Below are 21,764 nucleotides of genomic sequence, written 5' to 3'. Positions count from 1 at the left end.
TGTATCCCCTATCCTCCACACAAAGTCCACCTTTTTCTATTCGGCGGTTGGAGCCCGCAAGCCCTCAATCAGGATAAACAACGTAAGTGCTTGTCCATATCCCATCGGACTGATCGCTATATCTTTATAAAACTGAGCATCCTGCCCCACAGGTGTACCATAGGACACCTGCTGTACAACTCCGTTATCATCAATTTGTTTCAACACCGCTTCAAGCGCACTCAAGCCATTCTGGCGATAGGATTCATCCAGGTATCCATACCGGATTCCCTTGAGAATGCCGTATCCAATCGCTGCCGTTGCCGAGGTTTCTTTGTAAGAGGTTGGATCATCCAGCACAGTGTGCCACATGCCATCCTCACCTTGAAGCTTGCTCAGTGCTCTGACTTGAGCGGTTGCTGTATCCAACAGATATGCCTTTAGCCCGTCTTCGATCGGAATGATATTCAGGAAATCCATAACTCCCGCCGTATACCATGCATTGCCTCTTCCCCAATGAACAGCACCATAGTTATGATTTTCATTGAAATCCCAGCCATGATAGAACAATCCGGTTTTCTTGTTATATAGATATTTGATATGCACAAGGAACTGTCGTTTGGCTTCTTCCACCATGTCGGGTTTCTTGAAGTATACCCCTGCCTTGGCCAAAAATAGCACCGTCATAAACAGGGTATCAATCAGAATTTGACCATCATTGGCATCTCCCGTGATCATATGTTGAAACGCACCATCTCCGGTTCGCAGCAGTCCATCCATGATCCAACTGCTCCACTCCTCACAGACCTGTTCGTACTCCTTGTTTCCGGTCAGCTCGCATAATGAGATCAAAGTAAGGAGCGGAGCGCAGGTGTTCACATTTTTTTCCGGTAACCCTTCCATCAGCCTTGCATTATACCATGATTCCAGAAATTCTAGCACTTTGGGATCTTTCGTTGCCTCATGAAGCTGAAGCAAGCCATACAGACCGACACCTTGCGGCCATTCCCATAGATGTATGTCGATTAGTCCGATGGGAAACTGTTCATTGATGCTTGTGTTTTTCATAGACTCCATCGCTTGGGATACCTTGCTTATTCTCTCCTGCAGCACCATTTGATTCAGCATGTTGGTTATCACTCCCTTGGTTTCTTACACACGATTCAGCGCTCCATGTCCAGTAACTTCAGTTGTCCCTTCACTCCATAACCTTCGTGTATAATTTCCTCTTCTTTAATAAGAAAAGGCTTGTTCATTCCCCATTGAATTGGACCATATACCGGGTCTGTTAGAGTGAGAGTTAAAGCTTGATTATCGAATTGCGGGCTTGCAGAACGAACTTGGTTGATAAAAGCGTCAAATGACCCGAATTGCTGTTCGCTTCCTGCTCTTATAATCCAGGCGTTACGCAAGCCAGGTGAAATAAGCTCACGTTTTCTTGTCACCCCGCTGCTCTCCATACTCGTCCCGTTGGCCGCATATATAGCTGCATAACCCTTATCCAAACGGGCAAAGTGCCAGTTCTCATGCCTTACCCATTCCGTGAAGGAGTGAGTAGGAAAATAAGCATGTGTCCAGTCAGAATTGTGATCCGCAGGAATATCAAACATCATCAAAGCGATCCCCTCATGCTGAACAACATCGGGCAATATCCCATTCCCAGCCCAGAAGCAAGGTCGACCATCCCCATGCTTGTATATTTCTGCCGGATGATTCACCCAGATCAGCGCCTCAGGTGACAGAGATAAATGCTGGACATGCTCCTGATAACCTGGCTTGCCTGGACGAAAGCGAATGATTGAGGATAAGGAGTATTCCCTGGTCCGACAATGATAGAGCTTGGCGTAACCTCCCTTGCCCTGCTGATTAGCGAACACCAACTGCTGATTGTCCCCAAGCAACAGATGCTCCTGATATGCTGCTGGAGGGCTGTAATCCGATAAACTCAAGGCAACATTGCTTATTGAATAATTGTTTACATTGCCAACGCCATAAGCGATCCAGCACATTGAAGTGGTTCCCGCTGCATAACCACCCAGCAGTTCCTTCTCATAGCTGCGCCCAAACGTTGTGGACAAGACTCCTTGATGCATCTGAACGGTAATATAATAGAATAATAGGTCCATTGCCTTTTTGGCTTGCTGTCTGAGCTGTTCATTATGGGCAAATTCATAGATATGCAACAACCCAACCGCATCAATCGGAATGTATGCACTCGAATTCCATTCTGCCAATCCTTCATCCAAAAAGCGCTCAAACCATAATGCAAGCCTCTGCTCTGCTTTTTGACGGTGTACTTCACCGGATTCACCACTGTTGCTGAACGTTTCATCTCCAAACAGCTGTCCGGCTAACAGTTCATTGGTATGGAACAACAAGGCATGGTTCTCACTGAAGAACCACATCACATCATCGCCAGGTTCATCAATCCAATACCGATAGCCCAGAATACTTGCTTTCACCCGATCCCAGAACGATTCACTAAACAGACCGCTATTTCGCTCATCTCTCCAAAGACGGAACAGTCCCACCAGATAGAAGTCACTGCAATCCTTCCGTTGCTCAATCCCTTCCACACCCTCAAGCAAAATGTTCTCCGCTTCTTGCAGATTACCTCCTGTTTTGAGCATGGCAATGGCCTTATGAATATTGGGACTGCCCTTCTCGGCAATACATCGCAGAGCCAAGGATTTGCGGGCTTCAATATCCGCAGCTTGCTGAGCTGCCTCATCATAGCTCGTATCATAGGATTGGCAGCCAAACTTCTTGGTTAGTACAACATTTGAAACTGAAATAGCCAGCGTGAAATATACGTAATGATGACCGAGTTGATTCGTATGTGCCAGGACCAAGTCCGTTTCCTTTTCGGCGATGTGTATCGTCTTGTTTTCGGTACCGTCAAAAAAATTGCCATACTGAATATCAACCTCTCTAACGATATCCGGCAAGGGAAGCGGCAGCTTGAGCTTAATCTGCTCACCTCTGAAGAGATCCGAAGGAAAATAAGCCTGTTCGAGGGCTTGCTCTGCGGATTTTACAGACTCCGCCAAATGAGGAGCAATAGGCAGGGAAATCACCAATTCCTCGTCGCCCAGATATTCCAACGCAAAGGCATACATGGTATCCCGCTCAGCCAGATCCTCCCAGCAGGCATAGATCTCATTAATTCCAGCTACAAGTTCAGCTTTAATTACGATTTCCTGCTCCTTGTTACGCATGAGTGGCGCAAAATCCGTTACCATTTCCCCATTCACCCACAACGTCAGACTGCCATAGGTCTTAATCCGCAAAGAGGCGGTATGAGCAGTCGGAGAAATGAGTCTTGTCGCCGCGTAACTGCGCAGATGTGTCGGTACAAACCAAAATCCTGATTGCTCCACACGTGGATTATTCCAAGGAGAATACAGTGCCCAAGGCATTCCGTTCTCTTCTCCAACGAAGTCGTCTCCCGGGCTAGGAAACTCGCTCCATTGATCAAAAAATCGCTTCACAGGCTGCGTTCTCCTATGTTCTACAAATTCCTTTCTGCATGGATTCTCATGAATGGCAAAACCATCAATAAGCCAATCATTAATATCTCCCTCCATCGTTGTTGGAACAAAGGCAACAGGCTTCGTATATATGCCGCTGATCATCCAATGATTAATGACCTGATTGTGACCTAATTTCATAGGTTTATAATTCAAGGTATCCATCCCACTCCGGGTGGTATCTGACATTCAACTCATCCTTTCATTCCTGAAGTAATCATACCGCTGACAAAATACCGCTGGAAAACCATAAAAACAATGAGTACCGGAAGCATCGTGATGACGGACATCGCAAGCAAACTTCCCCAATCCACGTTGTATTCTCCAATAAAATTAGAGAGCGCAAGCTGAATCGTATATTTCGATGGATCACTAATCGCAATTAACGGCCATACAAAATCATCCCATCTCCACATGAAGGAGAAAATTGCGAGCACCGCAAGAATCGGCTTCGCTATCGGAAGAATAATGCTCCAGTAAATTTTCCATTCGCCAGCTCCATCCATCCGGGCAGCTTCCAGCAGCTCGTCCGGTACGGACAACAAATACTGCCGCATAAGGAACACACCTGTTGGGGTTGCTGCTGGCGGGATAATAATCGCGAGCAGACTGTTATAAAGCCCCAGTGCACTCAGCACCTTGAATATTGGGATCATAATTACCTCAATCGGAATCATGAGTGTTGAGACAAAAGCAATTAATATGATCGCGCTTCCGCGGAAGCGATATTTCGCCAATGCAAAACCTGCCATGGAGTTAATCAATAACAGTAGCAGCGTTGAGCTTACAGTTACGATCGTACTATTCATAAAATACAAGCCAAAATCGCCTTTACTGAATGCCTCCTTGAAATGCTCAAAGGTGACGGGTTGCGGCCACAACTTGGGAGGGAAGCTGTACAGATCACTATTCGTTTTCAGAGAAGAAATCACGACCCACAGGACAGGCAGGAGCCACACCACTGCGGCAACACTTAACAGACTGTAGATGAAGATTTTGACCATAGGCTTCATTACCATTACGTAGCCCCTCCTTTCGATAGACGGAATTGCAGAGCCGAGAATCCACCAATAAGGATAAACAGTATCACCGACATGGCACTGGCTAGACCGAGCTCCTGTCTGTTAAAGCCAATCTCATAAATATATTGAACAATATAGGTGGTATCTTTGCCCGGCCCACCACCTGTAAGCGCAAACATAAGTGGGAATGCTTTGAACGCGTCAATCAGAGTCAGCATAACAACAAGCAAACTTGTGGGCTTCAACAACGGGAGCGTAATATATCGAAACACCTTTATTCCCGTTGCCCCGTCCAAGCGGGCAGCCTCATAATAATCCGTAGGTATAGCCTGCAAACCCGCGATAAAAATGACCATGAAAAAGCCTGCACGTGACCACACTGTCGCGATGATTACAGCCGTATTTGCCCAAAAGGAAGAAGTTAAAAAACCAACAGGTTCCACACCAACCACGGTTAACAGATGATTCAAGATGCCGAATGAATCTCCGAAAATCCACTTCCAGGTCAATCCAACGATAATGTAAGAAATCATGGTCGGCCAGTAAAATACGGCCCTGAAGAACCCGCGCATTCTAATCTCGCGCGCAAGCAGCAAAGCAATGCCTAACGCTGCTGCATATATTAGCGGGACAACAATCGCTGCATAAATCCCCGTTCGTCCGATGGTCGACCAAAATTCCCGATCCCCTATAATTTTGATATAATTATCCAGCCCGTTGAACTTCATTGGGTTCAATCCATCATAGACATGGAAGGAATAATAGAGGCCCAATAAAGAGGGAAATACGATAAAAGTTCCAAAGATCAGGAGGTTAGGTAGTATAAACAGATAAGGAGCAATAATGAGCTTCCTGTTCTGTTTTGCCAGCGTATTTTTGTTTAATCGTTGTCCTTCACTCATCTGCTTGCCCCTTCCTTATGCGTTATTCGAAAGGGAGGCTTTACAGGAATCGCTAAGCCCCCGTATACGAATTAACCACATGGCTTTACGTTTATTGACTGCCAATAGCCTCGTTAATCAGCTTGGCTGTTCGATCCAATGCCTCCTGCGGAGTTGCCTTATCGGATAAAACCTCAACAATATTATTTTTTAGGTCCGTTGAAATTTTGGATATAATGGTCTGTCTGGACCAGTCATTAGCTGCAAGAGGCGAACTGTTCTTCAGTTCATCTGCGAAAATTTCAAACATTTCCTTGCCGAATTCATAATTCAATACAGAGCTGTCCTTCCGTGGACTCATAAACAATGATTCTTGGTTATATTTTGAATTCACTTCTTTGGACGTTAAGTATTCAATAAATTCTGCCGCCTCCTGCTCATATCCGCTGCCTTTGAATGCCATCAGAAACTTCCCGCCTGGTACGGAAGAACGTTGTGTTCCTTTTGGCATGTAGGTGACTCCCCATTCAAAATCAGTGATATCCTTGTAATTGCTGATCATCCAGTTGCCAGCCCAGTGGGTAGCCACCGTCCCGGAACGGAACAGGTTGTTCGGATTTTCCCCTCCGAGCCATACGGATTCGGGCATGATTCCTTCTTGATGAAGCTGCTTGAACTGCTCCATGCTACGAATTCCGGCTTCACTGTTAATCGCTGCTGCAGTGCCATCCTCTGTTAAGATGCTTCCGCCATTCTGATACAAAAGAGTGGACCATCTATGCGGTGTGACATCCCATACCATGCCATAACGTGCTCCGCCTTTGTCCATAACCTCTTTTAACGCAGCTGTGTATTCATCCCACGTCCATACCTGGTCAGGAGAGGTCGGTACTTTGACGCCCGCTTTATCAAATAAGGTTTTGTTATAAATAAGCCCATTCGCTGTAACATCCATAGGCGCCGCTACCAGCTTATCATTAATAACATAATAAGGTTTAAGTGAGTCAATAAATTGATCCTCGAATTGGTCCGCATTGTCCACGTAAGGTGTCAGATCAACCGCCTGATTAGCAAATGATCCGGTATCCGTGACCCGGCTCAAGGCAGGTGGCTTTCCACCGGATAACATTGTTTTTAATTTGGTTTGGATATCCTTGAAGCCAACTTCAATCAGGTTGATTTTAATCTTGGTATTGGTCTGCTCATACTCTTTAATGATTTCCTTGATGACTTCTCCTTCTTTTCCGTCAGAGAACCACAGGAAATCCAGGGTTGTTTGTTTTGGATTAGCATTGGTACCTGAATTTCCGCAAGCAGTCAATACGATGAGTAACATGACCAATACCATGCTAGTGATGAGCTTAAACGTTGTTCTTCTTGTCATATCAACATCTCCTTGGAAGGTTCTAATGAATTTTGGCTTCGTTGAGCAATTCACTTTTACGGAATAACTGTGGTGATACACCCACATATTGTTTAAAGGCCCTGCTAAAATATACAGGTGTGTTAAAACCTAGCGTCTCAGATATGGACAAAATCGGTGCATCCGTAGACAGCAACAATTTTTTGGCCTCTGCAACTCTTTTCCGTATAACATAATTGCTTATGGTATATCCCGTCGTCTCTTTGAAAGAGTGACAAATGTAGTATTTATTCAAATGGAGTGTTTTGGACAGTTCATCCAATGAAACATTCTCCGTGTAGTTCTGGTTTAAATAATGAAGAACCCGGCTTACGCTTGTTTGCTTCTGGGAAGAACATAAGATAGGATTGGCGGATTGCTCACTGGTTGTTTTCCGGTAAATCCGCAGTAGCAATTGGGTAAGACTTAATTTGACCATTGTTTTGTACCCTGTATTTCCTGCCCCCATCTCCTCCTTGATTCCCTTAAATATAGCTGTGATATACTCACGCTCCTCCGGAGGCCAATGCACCAATAACCCATTGGGATGACGGAATATGGACATCAGATTCTCTAACTGACTGACAGCAAGCATGTCCAAAAGCAATAATTCCGTGAAATTGACAAAACTTCGCTTGTACACCATTTCTCTTGAAGGATTGATTCGGTGGGGCACACCGCCTCTGAATATAAACATATCTCCAGGCAGCGGCTTATATATTCGGTCACCGATTAAAAAGGTTGCATCTCCTTGAATAAAATAATGTATCTCATACCCATTATGCGTATGAACAGGCCATTCATCCTGAAAATTATCTGCTTCTGATCGCACATAAACTTCATTTTCCTGCAAAGCAATATTCGTCGGGGTGTGTATGGTTAGCATCAGTAAGATCTCCCTTCCCAGAATATAAAAAGCAATATAGTTTAATAATTTACAATGATAGCGCTTTACAATGAATTGTATCACAGTTATTTCGATCTAATCTGAACTATATTGCTGTATTGTTGATCACAATTGTTGAAAATGATTAGAAAGGAATTTATAGGGATTCGAAGATAGACACAAAAAAAACCGCTGTCCAGCCCGTAGGCTATCACGCGGTCCATTAGCATTACCTTTCAAACCCATTCATCCCAATGGTTTTCAAGAAAAATGACTTCTTTCTCATAGTGGGCCAGATGACCCTCTTCGACCATCTTCATAAAAGCGACATCTCCATCAGCCGCACGATCAGTCAGTGTTTTACACATGAAACGGATACGTGATATGACCCAATCCTTCAAATCTGCTGGAACACTCAGCCCGTACGTAGCCATGAATAAGGCAATCCGTTCTTTTCGAACAGTTCCGTGTGCCTGGCTGACGTATGGCATTACACCCTTTCCGTCCATCTCTGGTGAGAAATTTGCGAGTGGAACGGATGTATACAAGACATAGGCGATATCCCACATTCGCGGACCCGGACCCGCCATATCAAAATCAATAATGCCTTGAGGACGGCCATCCTTGTACACCACATTATACGGCGCAAAATCGTTATGACATACAACTTCATCTTCTGTTATGCCTGGATATCTGTTCGTTGAAACTGATGTTGTTGTAAATCCAACGGTCGCATCATGGTAACTCCTCAACAGTTTTGCGACTTCAATCAAAGATTCGTCTGACCACATATACTCTTCTAGATCAGGGTAGTCATTGCCTGGAACGATGCCTTCAAGGTAAGAGAGCGTTTCTCTCCCCTGTTCATCTATTCCCAGAAATAGAGGGGCATGATCATAACCAACTTTTTCGAGATGTAAAAGCAATTCAATCACATATGGATTTGGTTTCGTATGCCGTCGAACCGTCTCACCTATTCTGACGACCTGATTCACATTACCTCCCGATAACACTTCCTCCTGTTGGGCCACTTTCATCCCTCCTCAAGCTAAACTTCCTTGTTATACCCATGATTACGATTTTTCTTATAACTCCCGGGGAATCCCGCCACCAATAGTATGAATCCAACAAAAAACATGAAGTATACGAGTAAACCTGTTGGATGCTCGTTCATCTGAGCGAACTGGGGTACGTTCGTCCCTCCTGAAGCGTATCCTGCTTCTACTATAGCGACAGATACTCGTATTGAAATTCTCTCCATCGTTGTAATAAACACACTGCCAAGCATGAGGACTACACCCAAAATCTTGTTAATATTATTCATTTCATGCCTCCTTAATTAACCATCCACTTTTTATGAGGTTATCTACTTAATGTCTTTCGATTCTCTAGTCTATATTCCTGCATGTTATATTCACGGTCCGTTCTATATCATCATATCAAATAGCGGCGTCATCACTGACGCCGCTGTTGACGCTCTCTGAATAAGTTACGTAGCTACCACTTGGTGCAGATCCATACTATTTTCGAAAAAGGCTGATCGTTCAACATAATACAGATCATACATCTGTTCATTCATATTAATCCGTTGATATACATCTGGATACACATCATTCGCTAATTTCACATAAGGCAGTTTTTGTACCGCTTTTCTGGATCTTATATTCTGCTTGCGTATCTTCATAAATACCGTTTCAATCCCATGTTCCAGAAACAATTCAACAAAAAAGGCTGATTTGGCTCTTTGGCTATACCCATTTCCAAAAAACGGTGAACCAATCCATGTGGCTAAAAAACCGGTTTGATGCTCAATATGATATAGATCAATGGTACCAATAGGCTGCCCTGTTTCATTCAAAATCGTTCGGGAAATCACTGTCTTTTGCTCTTCTTCGACCATCAATTGTTTGGTCAGGAATAGATATTCTTCATACGATTGGCATTGATAACGAACGTAAGGAGAAACTGCGGGGTCCATCATTAAGCTGTACAGTGAAAGGCATTCCTGCAAATCACGTTTTTTTAACATTCTGTCTACCACCTAGTCCTTTTAGTTCGCTATATCAAGCAAATTAAGTATATAAAAGCTATTGTGGGATTTAATGAATTCTGTATGTGGCTTATGTAAAATGCATTGGTAAATGTTGTTCATCTTCATCTCCGGTAGCACAAAAAAACGGCATGTCCCTTTTACAGGAACACGCCGTTTACACGGATACAGCCAGACAGTAATTTATTGCATACCTTGCATGATGGCATTAATGATATTTTGCTGCGTCACGGTTTTGTTTGAACGGTTAAACAAGGCGAATCCATGTTGACCGTTATGCCCGTTATCCCAATAAACAGGAACCATTTTGTATTTCTTGGCTTTTGCTGTAACTGCTTTGGCGTAAGCAGCACGATATACATTGTTGCTGGAATCATAGGACGTTTTATCAATGGAACCGAACTCACCAATCACTACGGGATAGCCCTGAGTCACAAATTTGTCGTACATGGACTTGAACTGCGATTCAAGATAATCCTCTTGTCCCCAAGTAGACTTCTTGGCAGGATTCGTAGAAGTTGCACCCCACTGTGTGATATTACCGTTTTCCTCACCTGCAAAATCCCACGGAGAGTAATAATGTGCCGAGATCATGATTCTCTTCTGCGAACTAGGAATAGCCGAGGATCTGTAATTATCTGTCGGAAGAGCAAAGCCATAATTACCAACAGTGTAGTCAATATTGGTATTCCAGCCTGGAATCAGCAACCATCTGGCATTGTTGTTACCTCCAGTCTGACGAACCGTATCCACGAAGATTTGATTGTATGCGTTCAGATTGGCGTAATAGGCCGAGTTTGGATTGCCATAGGTACCATCGAATACTTCGTTCATGGATTCGAAAATAAGACGGTCATTGTAGTTGCTAAACTTGGTGGCAATCTGCTGCCACACCTTCTTATATTTTTCCTTAATGGCAGTCTGATTGCCACCATTCACGAGTAGCCATCCACCCTGTACGGAATTAAACCCATCACCATGAATATTGATGATCACATACAGACCTTCATTGTACGCATAATCCACGATTTGCTGAATTCGATTCAGCCATGCCGCATTGATTGTATAATTGGGAGCGCTTCCAATGTTACTCAAATAGGAAACGGGAATACGAATGGATTTGAAGCCTGCCGCTTTTACCTTTTTGATTAACTCTGGAGTTACCGTAGGATTGCCCCAAGCTGTCTCATTCGGTGTACCGTTCACCGCCGCTTCCAGCTGATTGCCGAGATTCCATCCTGCACCCATCTCAGACACTATTTGCGAAGCGTCCGCTGCTGATGCTTTAGCGCTCCATCCCGTAAAGGCTACCGCAGCCACTAATACCAGTGCCAAGCTGCTGATGCCAAATTTCTTCCATTTTTTGAACATAACCATACCTCCGCTTATTCTATTATTTTTAACAAGCAGTGCAGTTAATCTATGCATACAGATTGAATGATTCGAGAATACGTGCCTCCTCTCTCTATCGATCAAACAAATGAATTCTTCGTCCAACACCAACATAATAACACATTTATGGAAAATAAAGCGATATCTTTATTGTTTTTTGTGACTATTTACTACAAAATAATCCATCTATCCGTTTAAGTGGATTGCTTGGATTTGTTCTCTATCAAAATCAATAATCATAATGTGATCGCGCAAAATATGATCTCCGTAAGATATTGTTGCGCCGTAATCGGCTATACTGTTAAATGTGATATCCACACGATAGACTTCAATCTCATTAAACCAATTCTGATGTACTTTTTCCTGAAGTTCATTCTCATAATAATCTCGAAAGACAGTCTCACAAGTTGAAAACCACTTAATGTAGTCTTCTATATTATGAACAACTGAATCTAACGGTATATTAGTAGACACATATATTCGAACGTCATTTAAATCCTCATCCTGTATGCAATGTTTAAATATTTGCACAGTATTTTGCAGAGTGTAACACCGGTAACTCTCATCACTCTCTTCTTCAAGCTCAATGAATTCATTTAACAATATGATCTTGCTCCTCTCAATGCATATTAAAATAGCTCATTTAACCACTTTACGAATTTTTCTTTCTCTTCAAGCTGTGGGTAATGCGCCGACTCGTTGAATACAATGAAGTCTTTGATCGGTGCATCCAATACGTCAAAATAATCACGTGCTGCATTTGCAGTGGTCATATAATCATATTTACCCGTTACAAAATAGGTAGGAATCTCCAGATGATCAACAATATCAGGTAAATTTTGATCAAATGCTTCCCTCAGTAAGATGTCTTGTGAACTGAACATCCCTGAATAAAAGCGAATCATATCCAGCCCATTATATTCGGGATTTAAAAGGAATCCTGAAATATAATCTCTATTCTCGTTGATGAGTCTGGCTGCACCACCGTACTTTTGCAACAAAATTCTAGGCGTAAGTTCCTTTCCTTGCTCGATCGAGCTGCGGATTAGCTCCAGTTTTTTAACATCATCTTCATTACCGGCTTGTTTCGCTTGCTCGTACGTGTACTCCAAACTTTCCAGTTCGCTCTGAAGTGTATTAGCCATCTGTCCAATCCCTATATAAGCGTGAAACTGAGTAGGTGCTTTAGCCGCAGCTTTCATCCCGATGTATGTACCAAATGAATGACCGATTAATATAACCTTCTCTTGACCTAACTCCTTAGATACATAATCCCTTAACGCTAACAAATCATCTACTAATACATCTGTTGTGAGATTCGAGTAATCTTCAAAAAAGTGATAGGACTTTCCACTCCCACGTTGATCGTAATGCACCACCGTGAAGTGTTGCTCAAGCTCTTTCTGATACTTCCTTACGTATGGAATCTCCGAGCATCCCGGCCCGCCATGCACAAAAATCAGGATAGGGTTAGTCCGATCAACACCCCTGATCATGACTTCATGTCCTGTACCGTTAATTTCGACCTGCTCTAACATGCTGATACTGTTTTCACCTTTAATTTTGGGTGTCCATGTGGGAAATATCAGAGCTACTATAACTATTAAAATAATACTGAATATGCTGTACTTGAGTGTTTTACGTATTTTTTTGCGCATGTAATGCTCCTTAAATAATAAGTTTCATTTGTAATTCTACCAACGGTTCCTTTATCGTAACGGATACAACAATTCAACGGGTTCTATCATCAGCTCTTCTTGGAAGATGTAATTGTGATCGGCTCCAACGATACATATGAATGGTTCCGAGTATCCCAACCGTTGTCATGTGCCCAGCTCCTTTATCATATGTATATCGTTCGGCTCTTTGTCATAAAGTTCTTGATCAATCTCGCTTGCAATCTGACTGCCCTGACTTTTATAAAAGGATACCGCTGATTTCGTCTCTGTGGAGGAGATATACAGATACTGTGCACCACGTTTCTTAGCCTCTTCACCTAACTCGTTTAGAATACGTTTTCCAACGCCTTGTCTTCTGTACCCGCGTGAGACATACATCAAGTCAACTTGTAATTGATTTCGTTCTTTTCCTCTATATTGATGTGCCAGTACTCCAAATCCGATTAATTGATCGCCAGCAAACGCGCCATATGCCATGCTACCTTGTTCTAATTCGTACACATATCGATTTTGAATCTCTTTCAAAAGCATCTCATCCCAGTTTGAGCATTCATGATTTTGTTCAAGTTCAACCAATCGGTTCTCTCTCATTTCATAAATGAGATCAATATGTTCCGAGCGATCTATTTCCTGCAGCTGATTCACATCATCAAGGGTCAACGTTCTAACGTTATCATGATTGTTGCATCTCTCCTTCCCCATGTTATTTCTAAGATCCTATGGCTTTATTGATCGAAGTCTGTATTTATCAAAGACCCTTTTATCGTACAAAATAGTGTATTCCTTGTTCTCTTCAATTAGTTTTGACATATCCATTGGAACGGCTATTGTTCTTTCGTGATACTTAAATCAGCTTATTTCAATTTCAGGTAACTCATTCAAATGATTTATTTCGATAGTGTATTTCTTAAGCTTATGGTTCTCGAGTCCATCCCATCTGTCTGAGAAACGATAAAACATATCTCCGAAGTTCATGCCTTCAGGTAATACATCCACAAGCTTTATTTCATCGATTTCAGACTCCGGTAAGCTCTCCAGCAATTTAACCTCAGCATAAGAAACCATACCAAAGCTCCCATTCCATTCATATACACCATAAGGTATTAATTCGAAGTGTACTGCCCCTGTCTCTTCATAGAGTTCTCGACTTGCCGTGTGTAAAATGGTTTCCCCTATTTCTTTGTTGCCTCCTGGGATCTCCCAACCTCCTCTTTTCCTATTTTTTATAATGATGAATTTATTTTTGTATTTAGCGATCACAACTGCAAATTTGATTAACTCCGGATCAAGTTCATCTAGATCAAACCAGTGGCCCATGTTATCTCTCCCATAAGCAACTATTCTTTCAATATATAATTGTTAAACCATTGAAGTGGTAACAAGCTATCATCGGATATAATCGTTGTGAATACCGCAACCAATCCTTGCTTTTGGTTAACAAAGATATATTGCCCTCTGAAATGTTGAGTCTATCATTTTATTTCCAACCTGTAGATCACTTCATCATCTGAATTGGTTCTATTCTCACTAATGAAAGACATACTGTTATACAAATTCTGTGCTATTTCGTTATCACGTTCAACCGTTAATGAAATAACCTTGCATACCGGATGCTGTTTTGTAATGTAATCTAGAATGGCTCTTATAGCGCGCTTTCCCATTCCTTTGCCTTGATAGGATTGATCGATTTGAAAACCACCAATCCAGTAATTATCTGTACTATCTGGCGTATAACTTAGATAAAAGAAACCAAATACCTTCCCATCAATCTCAAGTACGTAAGGATCAAATGCTTCATCCCACGGTTTTATATAGGCGTAAGCGATCCCCTCAATAACAGATGGAACTAATGACGTTTGGTGTTCATACAAAGAGATCTTCAGCGCTTCTTCCCAATTCTCTCGTGTGACTGGTTGTATTTTTATATTCACCACTGTATCTCCTCTTTCGACAATCCTTGTTTGATTCTAACGTTCTTTTCACTCTCACTTACAACCTCTTCCATATGATGTTCAATCAACTGTATCACTTGTTTTTTATTCTTCGTGATTATTGCAGTCTTACGGTTTTTGTTAATTGTACACATAACTTCTTCTATATTATATTGATGGTTCCATTTCACAATCATCTTGCATAAGTTCTTGATTGACTGCTTGTAATTTCACGGTTGCAAACCCATTCTGGACAATACAAACCTTTTTATGATCCGATAATCTCTAATGAAAACATTTGGAGCTAATACAAAAATCAAATCCGCTTCCTGGATGGACTTTATTGTCCAATCTTTGCACTGCACTCCTTCTATAATCCAAGCCTCTGAACTGATAATAGATTGGATCGAATCATCCCTAACACTTTCAGGATATCTCAGATTTTCGGCGCTTCTGTCCCATATGAGATTGTCTAATTCATAGGAAGGTATACCGTATTTATCCGACAATTCTTTGGCTAATGTTGATTTCCCACTACCGCAAGATCCAATAATTCGTATTCTCATACATATTCTTTCTTCAAAAATGCATAGATGACATTATCAACAAATCGATTTTTCCAATAATAATGTTCTTTCAATATGCCTTCTTCACTGAAACCAATTTTCTCAAGCAACTTCCTTGATCCCGCGTTCTCTGGCTCTACAAATGCTTCAATTCTGTTTAATTCAAGGTTCTTAAATCCATATTCAACGATTCTCCGAGTTACCTCGGTCATGTAACCCTGCCGCCAGAACTCCGGTGCTAACTCATATCCCATCACAGCTTTATAATGTTGTTTCATCCAACCATGAAATCCGCATGTTCCAATAATTCTGTTGTCCGATTTCAAAGCAATTCCCCAGCGGATGACCTGACCATTTTCGAATCGTTCTTTCCACCTTTGTATAAGTTCTTCTGCTTGTTTTATAGTTGTGAAACTTTCTACATCGTAGAATCTTGTAACTTCATCTGAAGAAAAAATATGAAATATGTCTTGGGAATCACTCTGTTTAATCTCTCTTAACAGCAATCTTTTGGTTTCTAGCTCAGGAAATGGAGTCATATTCACTTCACCTCAATCGAGTATACTGCTACATTTTTCCCTATTATGTCTACATCCTTCTCGTGTTTCATGCCATTCTTTTGCGCGACTTTCATAGAACCCACATTGCCATGTTGAATTAACGATATTAATCTTTTCTGCTTCAAGTGATCCATGCCATATTCTTTCCACGCTTTTGCTTGTTCATAACCATAACCCATTCCCCAGTATTGCTCTACAACCCAGTAACCAACTTCAAGCTCATCATTGCCTTCAATGATTTGAGGAATCAGTCCAGAGGTTCCAATTAACTTGTTATCCTCTTTATTAAATGCGAGGAACAGCCCTTTATCATCTTTATTCCAGTTGATGAACTTTTCCAGGCTTTGCATGGTTTCTTCCTTGGTCCAGGGTCCTCCATGTCTTATAAATTTCATCATATTTGGCTCACGAGTCATCTCAAAAAGTAAATCGAAATCATTTTTGGTATATTTCCGAAATATAAGTCGTTCTGTCTCCATCTTTCTCTCAACTCCTTTTTCATTCATAAGATGTAATCGTATTCATAAACATTCAAATATCATGGGGAAACGGACTAGAGTCTGTTTTCATACTCAGGCAAATTAAACGATGATGGGTGCCAGCTTACCGTCCGAAAATCCCTAAAGTTCAGGGTGGCTGATGCTGGCGAATCGCCAGGCGATTTTCTAAGGAACACAGGACATCTTATTCGGCCTTCAGGTCCTCTTTTAGAATTGTAAGGAACATGAGACATCTTATTTCTCAAAATCATCTGACAAAAACGCTACAAAAGGCTATTTTTTCTGGTATAGCGTGTCTCAGATTCCTTAGATTTCGGAGGGCGTTTCAAATTCCCGAATAAGACGTATTAGGTTCGTTAGCGCTTAAAACCTAAACTAATCGCTATGTTACTGGATATCAACGTATGCATGGGATGGTCTATCAAACGTTAGCAGTTAATCCCAAGTTTCTTTATCACCAGACCGATAGTATTGTCCTCGTATCATTCTCATCCGTTAAATATGCGAGAGATTCAAATCCCTGTCTATTTATATGATTATATAATTCCTCGACTTTTTCTAGATCTTTGCAATAAACCGTGACGTAAATACTATCGATTACAAGAAGAACCATCTGACAGTCACTCTCCACATAATCTTCATAGGTGATTACATCTGTTATTTGTGAGCCTTTTGGAAATGCTTTTAAATTCGCAAATATTAAATAATACTCGTTGTCATCAATAATTTTCTGTAATTCTTCTCCATTCATACCAATAATCACATCCGGGAAAAGATCATCCCCTAACGTATCATCAACAACGAAATAGGACTCCTCCTCACCAATAAACCAATCGAAATTAGATACTTCCATTGGTTTTAAAATCTCCCCAAGAAAGCGACCATAGGCATTTGGTATTTCAAAACGTATTCCTCTGTTCATCTGTTCACCCTCTTATCATTTTCAATTCGAAGCATAATAACAGTACAGTTATTTCAATCGATACTTCTCATTATTTATAATTCCACTTACTATTTCAGGTAATTGTGCTTCTGTAAAATGATTAGTATACAGCTTGTTATCTACTTTCAGATCGGGATGATTTTCAAACTCATCCAGCAGTATTATACTTCTTTCTTTCATTTGATATTCTTCTGCTCTTAGACGGTCTCTACGAATAATGGTTTGACGATCAACCATGAGTACAACATAGATTATGCGAACATGATAGTCTGCTAATTCTGCCATTAATCCATCAATGTCTTCCGGAAGGGCCACATAGTCCAGCACTACATCGTATTTATAATCCAATAAGTTTTTCACTAGACTAGATATATTTTTCCAAGTTAAGTCGTTTGTATCCTTATCAAGCCAGGGTTTACCTCGCCCTTTGACCGGAAAGTGACTAACCGCATCTCCAGAAATGTAGGCACTTTTATCTAAAGTCTGAACCAGCAGCTTGGAAGTTGTAGATTTCCCTACTCCAGGGGGGCCAGATATAATATATAGGTTTCTACTCATTCTCTATTCTCCTTACAATATCTTTTGGAAACTTCCGATATCCAGCTTTCTATCGAATTTATATCCAATCTCTTTAAACAGAGCACATTGTTCATAACCATTTCTCTCAAATAATGATTTACTTCTTGTATTCTCCATGCAAATCGTCGCAATTAAGGTATGGAACCCTTGTTCTTTTGCAATCTTCTCAATAAAACGTAGTGCTTGTTTCCCCAAGCCTTTTCCCAAAATGTCGGGCTTTAGATATATGGTGACTTCACCACAAATGTCATATGCCTGTTTACTCTTATATTGGGTGATCAGAACATAACCCATCATTTGATTGTTTTCAAGAATTACATAAGTTTTATACCGCGTATCCTTGTTCATCACAGAGGATTTAATCTGATCAAGATCTAATTCCTCCGTATGAAATGAAATCGTTGTATTCATTACATAATAGTTATAAATCTCTCTAATTTCAGGGAGGTGTTGTTCGGTTACCTCTTCAAAAGTCACAGTCGTCAATTAGGTTCCATCCTCTTCAGTTCATTTCTTCATCGTATGTATGAAATACCGCGTCTAGATTTAACTCACCGTAAATATGAGGATATTCCCTGCCTTCATTATACAGATCTTCCCATATAACTTTGGATTTTATTTTAAAATCCCATTGATCAACGCGGCTTCCCACTCTTTTCTTGAGAGTACATGTACAATCATCATCCTAAAATCCTCCTTAATAAAAAATGATAATTATTTGGATAGGACCTTCCTCAATATGAGTTCTATGATTTCACTAGTCTCCAGATGATCGGTAATAATGCGAGTTTGAAATTTTTCATCTTTGAAAGCTTCAACACACTTTGGTGCTTGTTGATACTGCCAGCCTCCATACTCATCTCCACGTTTAGCCAAACGATGATAAATCGTCTCTTCTGTAGCCGTAAGGCAAAAATGATGAATGTCCTGATCGATCTCTTTCAACCCGTTATAGATGTAATTAAAGTTTTCCTCTTTATAGATGGTCATGGGGATAATTAAGTGTCTGTTGTATTTCTGCTTTACTTCTTTTGCCGTCTTTACGGTTAGAATTTTCCATAGATCGATATCTTGAAAATCATCCGTACGTTCCCTTTCCTCTCTACAATTCTCAGGGAGAAGTTTTCTGAGCATATAACCTATTTCTTCAGGATCGTAGATCATACTGTTGGCAATTAAGGCCTGAAGTGCTTCAGCTGCAGAAGTTTTTCCCGAACCAAACGCTCCGTTAATCATGATGATCATTTGATGATTTCACTCCCATTCAATGAAACTTTTCAATAGAAACCAGATTCTTCACATACAATTTCATCCATTATAAATGTTTTCCTTCCACTTTTGTGTTACAAAATGGAAAAAAAACATAATGAAATCCCATTGGGTCAACCCAACGGGATTTCATTATAGTGCATTATGTTTCAATCAACCTAAGCTTGTTAATGTATTTCCAAGTAATCGATATATATGTCCCATGTCCCGTCATCGGCTGTTACAACCAACTCAATGACCTGATTTCCCGTCCCATGACTGATATTATTCAGGGTATAAACCGCTGGAGCGCTTCCGCCAAAGTAAAAGGTTCCCTTCGTCTGTCCGCCAATCTTCAAATCAACTCTAGCCATGTTGGCATTGTTTGAAGCTCCACGAAGCGAGAAATTATGAGTGCTCGTTGCAAAATTCTGAGTGTATTTAACCAAATCATTGTTGGCATAAAGGACCACACCATTGAAAGGAGAACTGATATTGCCGGTGTATTGTCCACCTTTGGTCATGTTCTCAGCTTCCACTTTTGTTCCGTTACTCGGGGGATTAGTAGTGCTATTATCGGGTGCGACTGCCCGACCGGTAGTTGATGAGATCATCCCGGAGCAAAGGCCGCGATTCTTCAGATTTTGTGCAATCTGCGGAATGGCCTGAAGTGTCGTCTGGTACTGATCATGCATTAGTATAACGTCACCACTTTTCATCGTATTCACAGCTGCTACAATCTGGGTTGCGCTGGCACCATTCCAGTCTTGGGAATCTACGTTCCACAGTACTTCCTTCAGACCGTTTTGGCTCACAACGGATTTCAAGGTCGCATTTGTCGCACCGTAAGGAGGTCTGAACAGTTTAGGTGAACTTCCGGTAATAGACTGGATCGTCTGTTGTGTCCGAGTAATCTCTGACGACATCTGAGAACTGTTCAATGTAGTCATGTTTGGATGTGTATAGGAATGATTGCCAATCCACATACCAGCTGCTACTTGTGCAGAAACCAGAGATTTATTATTTTGTGCATTTTGTCCAACATTGAACATCGTTGCCCGTAAGCCAGCCTGCTTCAACGCGTTAAGCATGTTTGTTGTATTTCCAGATGGGCCATCATCAAACGTCAGACCTACATAACCATTCGGACAACTTGCATCTGCAGCACGAGCATCAGGCACCCCCAGAATAGAAAACAAGGTACCGAAAAGTGCGAGAGATATTACCGCCTTTGCCAGCTTAACTTTGAACATAAAATTACCTCCTCATAATATATTCACAGCATACTACCTTCTACACTCCCTCTCTTTATCGAACTCTCACCCCTCGAAAAAAGCGCTTTCAAAAGTATGTAATCCGCTACGTCCTTTCTCATAGAGAAGAGCTTTTAGTTCAAGGTGAGTTCAGTATAAACGATACCTCCATTTAAAGTAAATTGAATTTCATCCAAAATGTTCTAATTTTTCACATGTTCTAGAATCGCCTGTTGTACATCTCCCGTCCAGCACTCTCCTGTGTAAAAATGTCCTCCGGAGGCACCATGCGCTTCGGGAGTGTACGCCCTGCAATAATTTCTTTTGTAGCCTGCATAAGCTGAGGACCAAGCAGCGGGTTACATTCCACCACAGCGTTGATTTTCCCACTCGCCAGAATTTCAAGTGCTTTGCGGGAGCCGTCCACCGAGACAATGATAATGTCCTCTCCCGGCTTCAGCCCAACTTCTTCTATCGCTTGTATAGCGCCAAAAGCCATTTCATCATTATGGGCAAAAAGAACCTGCGGCCGTTCGTCTTCCGGGACCTGAAGGAATTCTTTCATGACTTGTTTCCCATTGTCCTCCGTAAAATCGGCAGGAGCACTTTGTGAGAAGATGATATCTGCTCTGGTTTCGAAAATGCTTCTAAATCCCTCGCCACGCTGGATAGAGGGTGTAGAACCACTCGTGCCTTGCAGTTCGGCAATCCGTAACAAACCCGGATGATTTCGCATCCGATCCTGAATGTACTTCCCAGCCTTCACACCTTCCTCATAAAAGTCCGATCCAATCGTTGTCACAAAAAGTGAAGTGTCTTTGACATCAACTGACCGGTCTACGATGATCACGGGTATACCTGCATCCCTGGCCTCCTGAAGAATACCATCCCAGCCCGATTCCACGACAGGTGCAATGGCAATGACATCCACCTTTTGCCTGATGAACGACCGAACAGCCTCGAACTGTTTCGTCTGAGACTGTTCTGCATTTTTTATTACAAGGGAGATTCCCGATTCAGCCGCAGCATTGCGAATAGACGTGGAGTTTGCCAGACGCCAGGCACTCTCTCTGCCCAGTTGTGAAAAACCTAAGACAATGGGTTTCGTAGAGATATCCCTTGCTACCGCTGATTCCATCCATTCCTCAACGGAGGGAAGAGTTTCTAAGTTGTTAGACGAGATGGGAGGAGGAACAGATTCAGACTCAGGGGTTGTGCAGCCGACAAGCAGCAGTAGAATGAACAAACACAACCAGTTCACATGTCTTCTCACTCACGTATCCCCCATCTCCATGTTACGCTCAGCATTCACCAATGCAGAGCGCATATTGTTATATCATTGTTTCGGTATCCGTGTTCAATA

24 protein-coding genes are annotated in these 21,764 nt (G+C 41.7%); all 24 read right to left on the bottom strand.

The genetic code is table 11. From position 1 onward, the window contains the following. Positions 1–36: 36 nt before the first annotated feature. The gene (locus MHI48_RS12440) at positions 37–1,107 is read right to left on the bottom strand and encodes a glycoside hydrolase family 105 protein (RefSeq protein ID WP_076327783.1); all 1,071 of its coding nucleotides are present in this window, start codon (positions 1,105–1,107) and stop codon (positions 37–39) included. A gap of 35 nt (positions 1,108–1,142) precedes the next feature. After that, positions 1,143–3,698: a hypothetical protein gene (locus MHI48_RS12435; RefSeq protein WP_076327782.1), complete on the bottom strand. Its 2,556-nt coding sequence runs from the start codon at positions 3,696–3,698 to the stop codon at positions 1,143–1,145. A 5-nt stretch (positions 3,699–3,703) separates the two neighbouring features. Further along, positions 3,704–4,528, bottom strand: coding sequence for a carbohydrate ABC transporter permease (locus MHI48_RS12430; RefSeq protein WP_076327781.1), 825 nt, complete (start codon positions 4,526–4,528; stop codon positions 3,704–3,706). After that, positions 4,528–5,433 carry a carbohydrate ABC transporter permease gene (locus tag MHI48_RS12425; protein ID WP_076327780.1) on the bottom strand — a complete coding sequence of 302 codons (906 nt, stop codon included), beginning with the start codon at positions 5,431–5,433 and terminating at the stop codon, positions 4,528–4,530. The genes MHI48_RS12430 and MHI48_RS12425 overlap by 1 nt, the downstream gene beginning before the upstream one ends. Positions 5,434–5,524: 91 nt before the next feature. Then, complete coding sequence (locus MHI48_RS12420; protein ID WP_076327779.1) at positions 5,525–6,796, bottom strand: sugar ABC transporter substrate-binding protein; 1,272 nt, start codon at positions 6,794–6,796, stop codon at positions 5,525–5,527. Positions 6,797–6,818: 22 nt separating this feature from the next. Next, positions 6,819–7,700, bottom strand: a complete 882-nt coding sequence (locus MHI48_RS12415) for an AraC family transcriptional regulator (protein ID WP_036609061.1) — start codon at positions 7,698–7,700, stop codon at positions 6,819–6,821. A gap of 236 nt (positions 7,701–7,936) precedes the next feature. Then, positions 7,937–8,737, bottom strand: a complete 801-nt coding sequence (locus tag MHI48_RS12410) for a phosphotransferase (RefSeq protein WP_076327778.1) — start codon at positions 8,735–8,737, stop codon at positions 7,937–7,939. Between the two features lie 11 nt (positions 8,738–8,748). Next, on the bottom strand, positions 8,749–9,024 hold the full coding sequence (locus tag MHI48_RS12405; protein ID WP_076327777.1) for a hypothetical protein: 276 nt from the start codon (positions 9,022–9,024) through the stop codon (positions 8,749–8,751). Between the two features lie 165 nt (positions 9,025–9,189). Further along, complete coding sequence (locus tag MHI48_RS12400) at positions 9,190–9,729, bottom strand: GNAT family N-acetyltransferase (RefSeq protein ID WP_076327776.1); 540 nt, start codon at positions 9,727–9,729, stop codon at positions 9,190–9,192. 204 nt (positions 9,730–9,933) lie between these two features. Beyond that, the gene (locus MHI48_RS12395; protein ID WP_405144119.1) at positions 9,934–11,121 is read right to left on the bottom strand and encodes a glycoside hydrolase family 5 protein; all 1,188 of its coding nucleotides are present in this window, start codon (positions 11,119–11,121) and stop codon (positions 9,934–9,936) included. Positions 11,122–11,328: 207 nt separating this feature from the next. Further along, positions 11,329–11,745 (bottom strand): hypothetical protein, encoded by a 417-nt coding sequence (locus MHI48_RS12390; RefSeq protein ID WP_083677368.1) that lies wholly within the window; start codon positions 11,743–11,745, stop codon positions 11,329–11,331. 26 nt (positions 11,746–11,771) lie between these two features. Further along, a complete protein-coding gene (locus MHI48_RS12385) occupies positions 11,772–12,800 on the bottom strand; it encodes an alpha/beta fold hydrolase (protein WP_036609073.1) in 1,029 nt (342 codons plus the stop codon). Positions 12,801–12,965: 165 nt separating this feature from the next. Then, entirely contained in the window at positions 12,966–13,523 is a 558-nt protein-coding gene (locus tag MHI48_RS12380; protein ID WP_076327773.1) for a GNAT family N-acetyltransferase, read from the bottom strand. 147 nt (positions 13,524–13,670) lie between these two features. Continuing rightward, positions 13,671–14,138, bottom strand: coding sequence for an NUDIX domain-containing protein (locus MHI48_RS12375; RefSeq protein ID WP_076327772.1), 468 nt, complete (start codon positions 14,136–14,138; stop codon positions 13,671–13,673). A gap of 155 nt (positions 14,139–14,293) precedes the next feature. Then, positions 14,294–14,752: a GNAT family N-acetyltransferase gene (locus MHI48_RS12370; RefSeq protein ID WP_076327771.1), complete on the bottom strand. Its 459-nt coding sequence runs from the start codon at positions 14,750–14,752 to the stop codon at positions 14,294–14,296. 562 nt (positions 14,753–15,314) lie between these two features. Then, positions 15,315–15,857: a GNAT family N-acetyltransferase gene (locus MHI48_RS12365; protein WP_076327768.1), complete on the bottom strand. Its 543-nt coding sequence runs from the start codon at positions 15,855–15,857 to the stop codon at positions 15,315–15,317. 2 nt (positions 15,858–15,859) lie between these two features. Next, positions 15,860–16,384 carry a GNAT family N-acetyltransferase gene (locus tag MHI48_RS12360; protein WP_245838082.1) on the bottom strand — a complete coding sequence of 175 codons (525 nt, stop codon included), beginning with the start codon at positions 16,382–16,384 and terminating at the stop codon, positions 15,860–15,862. 448 nt (positions 16,385–16,832) lie between these two features. Then, positions 16,833–17,300 carry a DUF2691 family protein gene (locus MHI48_RS12355; RefSeq protein WP_076326765.1) on the bottom strand — a complete coding sequence of 156 codons (468 nt, stop codon included), beginning with the start codon at positions 17,298–17,300 and terminating at the stop codon, positions 16,833–16,835. A gap of 48 nt (positions 17,301–17,348) precedes the next feature. Next, a complete protein-coding gene (locus tag MHI48_RS12350; protein ID WP_076326766.1) occupies positions 17,349–17,879 on the bottom strand; it encodes an AAA family ATPase in 531 nt (176 codons plus the stop codon). A gap of 12 nt (positions 17,880–17,891) precedes the next feature. Continuing rightward, positions 17,892–18,377: a GNAT family N-acetyltransferase gene (locus tag MHI48_RS12345; RefSeq protein WP_245837937.1), complete on the bottom strand. Its 486-nt coding sequence runs from the start codon at positions 18,375–18,377 to the stop codon at positions 17,892–17,894. A 25-nt stretch (positions 18,378–18,402) separates the two neighbouring features. Next, positions 18,403–18,552, bottom strand: a complete 150-nt coding sequence (locus MHI48_RS12340; protein ID WP_143781349.1) for a DUF952 domain-containing protein — start codon at positions 18,550–18,552, stop codon at positions 18,403–18,405. 62 nt (positions 18,553–18,614) lie between these two features. Further along, complete coding sequence (locus MHI48_RS12335) at positions 18,615–19,145, bottom strand: AAA family ATPase (protein WP_076326767.1); 531 nt, start codon at positions 19,143–19,145, stop codon at positions 18,615–18,617. Positions 19,146–19,336: 191 nt separating this feature from the next. Beyond that, entirely contained in the window at positions 19,337–20,401 is a 1,065-nt protein-coding gene (locus MHI48_RS12330; RefSeq protein WP_076326768.1) for a polysaccharide deacetylase family protein, read from the bottom strand. Between the two features lie 220 nt (positions 20,402–20,621). Beyond that, entirely contained in the window at positions 20,622–21,674 is a 1,053-nt protein-coding gene (locus tag MHI48_RS12325) for an ABC transporter substrate-binding protein (protein ID WP_076326769.1), read from the bottom strand. Between the last annotated feature and the right edge of the window lie 90 nt (positions 21,675–21,764).

The sequence above is a fragment of the Paenibacillus sp. FSL H7-0942 genome (assembly GCF_045040715.1).
Taxonomy (GTDB): domain Bacteria; phylum Bacillota; class Bacilli; order Paenibacillales; family Paenibacillaceae; genus Paenibacillus; species Paenibacillus amylolyticus.
The sequence above is the reverse complement of the archived record's forward strand: the minus strand, read 5'-3'. Positions and strand labels throughout refer to the sequence as shown.